Source organism: Actinomadura sp. SCN-SB (assembly GCF_043906805.1).
GTDB lineage: Bacteria > Actinomycetota > Actinomycetes > Streptosporangiales > Streptosporangiaceae > Spirillospora.
On record NZ_JBIMPP010000210.1, the window covers coordinates 1 to 380 of the forward strand.

General features: G+C 65.5%; 1 pseudogene. It reads right to left on the bottom strand.

Annotated elements, in window-relative coordinates:
* Positions 1-380, bottom strand: a pseudogene (locus tag ACGWYJ_RS39085) (NDP-hexose 4-ketoreductase); the annotation flags it as partial.

Genomic DNA, 380 nt, shown 5'->3' on the forward strand with positions numbered 1-380 from the left:
CCCTTGAAGGTGAACGTGGCGTCCTCGCCGGTGCCCTCGGTACCGACGATCACGATCTGCCCGGACTTCACCTCGTTGTACAGGATCCGCTCCGACAGCTGGTCCTCGATCTCCCGCTGGATCGTGCGGCGCAGCGGACGGGCGCCCAGCACCGGGTCGTACCCCCGCTCGGCCAGCAGGTCCTTGGCCTCCTGACGCAGCTCGATGCCCATGTCCCGGTCCTTGAGCCGCTCGTCCACCTTGGCGATCATCAGATCCACGATCTGGATGATCTCCTTCGGCGTCAGCTGGTGGAACACCACCGTGTCGTCGACGCGGTTCAGGAACTCCGGCCGGAAGTGCTGCTTGAGCTCCTCGCCGACCTTGGCCTTCATCCGCTC